At 69.7% G+C, this 4,344-nt stretch carries 6 protein-coding genes; 3 read left to right on the top strand and 3 right to left on the bottom strand.

Annotated features, from left to right (window positions below; genetic code table 11):
* A partial coding sequence (locus NQ160_RS19415; protein WP_257516756.1) for an AIR synthase related protein occupies positions 1 to 506 on the bottom strand: 506 nt, incomplete at its 3' end.
* Positions 507 to 716: 210 nt separating this feature from the next.
* Between NQ160_RS19415 and NQ160_RS19410 the strand changes: the two genes are divergently transcribed.
* From NQ160_RS19410 to NQ160_RS19400, 3 genes are all read left to right on the top strand, one after another.
* Positions 717 to 1,310: a fasciclin domain-containing protein gene (locus NQ160_RS19410; RefSeq protein ID WP_257516755.1), complete on the top strand. Its 594-nt coding sequence runs from the start codon at positions 717 to 719 to the stop codon at positions 1,308 to 1,310.
* 191 nt (positions 1,311 to 1,501) lie between these two features.
* Positions 1,502 to 1,864, top strand: coding sequence for an ArsR/SmtB family transcription factor (locus tag NQ160_RS19405; protein ID WP_257516754.1), 363 nt, complete (start codon positions 1,502 to 1,504; stop codon positions 1,862 to 1,864).
* A gap of 1 nt (position 1,865) precedes the next feature.
* Positions 1,866 to 2,861 carry an SRPBCC family protein gene (locus tag NQ160_RS19400; RefSeq protein ID WP_257516753.1) on the top strand — a complete coding sequence of 332 codons (996 nt, stop codon included), beginning with the start codon at positions 1,866 to 1,868 and terminating at the stop codon, positions 2,859 to 2,861.
* A gap of 33 nt (positions 2,862 to 2,894) precedes the next feature.
* Here the strand turns inward: NQ160_RS19400 and sufU are convergent, their stop codons facing one another.
* Entirely contained in the window at positions 2,895 to 3,359 is a 465-nt protein-coding gene (gene sufU, locus NQ160_RS19395; protein ID WP_257516513.1) for a Fe-S cluster assembly sulfur transfer protein SufU, read from the bottom strand.
* Positions 3,356 to 4,344: aminotransferase class V-fold PLP-dependent enzyme (locus NQ160_RS19390; RefSeq protein ID WP_257516752.1), on the bottom strand; the 989-nt coding region annotated here is incomplete at its 5' end. The genes NQ160_RS19390 and sufU, both read right to left, overlap by 4 nt.

Below are 4,344 nucleotides of genomic sequence, written 5' to 3'. Positions count from 1 at the left end.
CTGACCACGCCGTGCACGACGCGCGCGGTGTCGGGGTTGTCGATGGCGCCGAAGCGCAGCTGGTCCATGACGGCGACGGGGCGCGCGCCCATCGAGATGATGTCGCGGACGATGCCGCCCACGCCCGTGGCCGCACCCTGGAAGGGCTCGATGTAGCTGGGGTGGTTGTGCGATTCGACCTTGAAGGTGACCGCCCAGCCCTCCCCGACGTCGACGACGCCCGCGTTCTGGCCCATGCCCACCATGAGGCGGGTCTTCATCTCTTCGGAGACCTTCTCGCCGAAGCGGCGCAGGTAGATCTTGCTCGACTTGTAGGAGCAGTGCTCGCTCCACATGACGGAGTACATCGCCAGCTCGCCCGACGTGGGGCGGCGGCCGAGGATCTCGCGGATCTTGGCGTACTCGTCGGCCTTGAGGCCGAGGGCCTCGTACGGCTGCTCCCGGTCGGGCGTGGCGACCGCGTTCTCGACGGTATCGGCGACAGAGGTCGAAGAGGGGGTGGTCACGCGGCTGTACTCCAGAAGATGAGGGGGCGGCCGGACGCGTCCATCCTAGTCGCCCGGTGGCTTTCGCCCGGTCCCCGTGAGGGCCGCGGCGGGCCCGCGCGAGAACTGGTCGGGGCGCTCTGCATCCAAACGGCGCTCTCGCGCGGAATGTCTTTCAGGCGCCCGACGGCTGTCGCCGAGCGTGACTCGTCTCATCGAAGGAGCTGGAAGATGAACAGGAAACTCTCGATCGGCCTCGCGGCCGCCGTCACCGCCGCGCTCGTGATGACCGCCTCGCCCGCATCGGCGTATGGGGGCTCGAAGCCCTCCGGGTCGATCGTCGACGTGGCCGTCGCTGCATCCGGCGGCGGAACGCCGGACGGCAACAGTCGCGACTACGACCTGCTGGTCCAGGCGCTCGTCGCGACCGGGCTCGACGCGACCCTGGCCGACACGAGCACGAAGTACACCGTGTTCGCGCCGAACGACCAAGCCTTCCTGCGCCTCGTCGGCGACCTCACCGGTACGGCGCCGGCGTCGGAGGCCGAGGCCCTCACGACGATCACCTCGACCTTCACGGCAGAGCAGATCTCGGACATCCTGCTTTACCACGTGGTGCCGGGAAAGAAGCTCGGTCCCCTCCAGGTGCTGCTGTCGCGCAACCTGACCATGGCCAACGGTGGCCTCGTCCAGCCGCGCGGCACCACGCTCCGTGACGAGACGCCGTCCCTCAAGGATCCGCGTCTCGTGCTCTGGGCGATCAACATCCAGGCGACGAACGGCGTCATCCACACGATCGACCGGGTCCTGGTCCCCGCCCCCTGACCCCCGGCGATCAGCGCGAGGCCGGGGCTCTCCACCCCCGGCCTCGTTGCTGTCCCCGCGAATGGGTATTCGCGCCGCCGAGTGAGTATTTGTCGCCCGTCCGTCCGCCCGTCCGGAGCGACAGCGCGCGACCCGCACATCGTCCGCGTTCCCCTTGACGGGCTACCCCGCCGGTCGTAACGTGCAACCAAATGGTTGTACGAACTGAGTTGACTGATGATGAGACCGACCGCCTCTTCCAGGCGCTGGCGGCATCGACCCGCCGCGACATCCTGCGACGGACGCTCGAACACGAGCAGTCCGTCTCGACCCTCGCGGCGGCCTACGACATATCGTTCGCTGCCGTGCAGAAGCACGTCGCCGTACTCGAGGCGGCCGGACTCATCATCAAGCGCGCCGAAGGGCGCGAGCGGCTCGTGCGGGGGGATCCGACGATGATCGCTCGCGCACGCGCCCTCCTCGCCGCTTACGAAGACCTCTGGCGCGCACGTATCCATCGGCTGGACGACCTCTTGGCCGCGCCCGCCTCTCCGCCACCGAAGCCAGGAGAATGACATGCCCGTCACCGAAGTCACCACCGACCCCGAAGCACTCACGATGACGCTCATCGCCGACTTCGCGGCCCCCGTCGAGCGCCTCTGGCAGGTGTTCACGGACCCGCGCCAGCTCGAGCGCTTCTGGGGCCCTCCCGGCTGGCCGGCCACCTTCACCGAGTTCGGGCTGACCCCCGGCGGACGCGCCAGATACCACATGACGAGCCCGCGCGGCGAGAAGTCCCATGGCGCCTGGGAGTTCCTGTCGATCGATGAGCCGTCCGGGTTCGAAGTGCTCGACGGCTTCGTCGATGAGAACGGCGAGCCGCAGGAGGGGATGCCCCCGGCGATGCGGATGACGTTCGCGTTCGAGTCCACGCCCGACGGCTCGCGGCTGCGCAACGTCACCCACTTCACCTCAGCCGAAGCCCTGGACGCGGTGGTCGCGATGGGCGCGGTCGAAGGCTCCACAATGGCCCTGAATCAGCTCGACCGGGTGTTGGCCGGGCTCCGGGAGTACGCGCAGGGCAAGGGCACGCGCACGGAGATCCTCGACGACACCCACGTGCGCATCACCCGTCTCATCGACGATCCGATCGACCTCGTGTGGCGTGCCCATCAGGAGCCGGAGCTGCTGAAGAAGTGGATGCTGGGGCCCGACGGCTGGCGCATGAGCCTCTGCGAGGTGGACCCCGCTGTCGGCGGGCGCTACCGGTACGAGTGGGAGCCGGTGACCCCGGATGCCGGTGAGCGGTTCGGCTTCGACGGCGAGACGCTGCTGTCTGAGCCGCCGCGCCGGGCCGTCACCACCGAGCACATGACCGGCACCGACTTCCCCTCGACCCTCAACGACCTGAGCCTGGAAGAGGAGGACGGCGCCACGCTCGTCACGGTGCTCATCGAGTATCCCGACAGCCAGACCCGCGACGCGGTGCTGGCGACGGGAATGACCGAAGGCATGGAGGCCAGCTACGCGCGGTTGGAGTCGGTGCTCGCCGGCGACGCCGCAACGCGCTGACGGCCCCGCGCTCGCCGCCCCCGCGGACCCCGGTCAGGCGCGGGGCAGTGCGTCCTCGAGGGCGACCCACGCGAGCATTGCGCACTTCACACGGGCGGTGAACTTCGAGACGCCCGAGAGCGCCGTGGCATCGCCGTAGACGTCTTCGTCGAGCTCGAGCTTGCCGCGCGAGCGCAGCACCTCGCGGAATCCGCCGATGAGGTCGATGGCCTGCTGCCGGCTCATGCCCCCGTCGGCTTCGACGCGGTCGTCCACCAGCGAGGCGAGCATGGATGCCGAGGCCTGCGAGATCGAGCAGCCGGCGCCTTCCCACGTCACCGAGGTGAGGGTCTCGCCGTCGTCGGACACGCGCGCGCGCAGCGTGATGTCGTCGCCGCAGATGGGGTTGTGCTGATGCGACGTGGCCGTGCGGCCGTCCTCGGGCGCAAGGCCGCGGGCATGCGGGTGCTTCGAGTGGTCCAGGATCAGCTCCTGGTACAGGGTGTCGAGGTTGCTCATGCGGTGGCTCCTTCCGCGCCGAAGTACGCTCGGACGCCCGACACGGCGTCGAGGAAGCGGTCGATGTCGTCGTCGGTGGTGAACACCGATGCCGACGCGCGCACCGATGCGGTCAGCCCGAACCGGGCATGCAGCGGCTTGGCGCAGTGGTGGCCGACACGCACGGCGATGCCGCGCGAGTCGAGGAACTGTCCGACGTCGTGCGCGTGCACTCCGGCGACGTCGAAGGATGCCAGGCCGATGCGGTCGACATCGGCGCCGGGGTCGCCGAGCACTCGCACGCCGTCGATCGCGTCGAGCCCGGTGAGCAGGCGTCGGCCGATCACGCGCTCGTGGGCGTGCACGGCATCCATGCCGATCGCGTCGAGATAGCGCGCCGCGGCTGCGAGCCCGATGGCCTGCGACACCGGCTGCGTGCCGCCTTCGAACTTCTGCGGGGCGGGCAGGAATCCCGCCTCGTCGAGGGTGACGGTGGTGACCATCGATCCGCCGGTCAGGAAGGGCGGCAGTGCCTCGAGCACCTCGGTGCGCCCGTACAGCGCGCCGACTCCGTAGGGTCCGAGCATCTTGTGCCCCGAGAACGCGGCCAGGTCGACGCCGAGGGCGGGGAGGTCCAGCGCCAGGTGGGGAGCCGACTGGCAGGCATCCATCACTGTCAGTGCACCGACCGCCTTCGCCAGCGCGACGATCTCCGTCACGGGGTTGACGATCCCCAGCACGTTCGACACGTGGCTGAACGCCACGACCCGCGTGCGCTCGCCGATGATCGAGGCGGCGGCATCCAGGTCGAGCGTGCCGTCGTCGCGCACCGGAATGTGGCGCAGCACCGCTCCGGTGCGGGCGGCCAGCTCCTGCCAGGGGATGAGGTTCGCGTGGTGCTCGGCCTCGGTGACGACGATGTCGTCGCCGGGGCGCAGCGCGAAGGGGGCGGATGCCGGAGCGCCGCGTCCGGCGGTGGCGTTGCCGATCGAGTACGCGACGAGGT

This window comes from Microbacterium sp. zg.Y909 (assembly GCF_024626565.1).
Note: the sequence above shows the minus strand (reverse complement) of the source record. Positions and strands in the feature narration are given on the sequence as shown.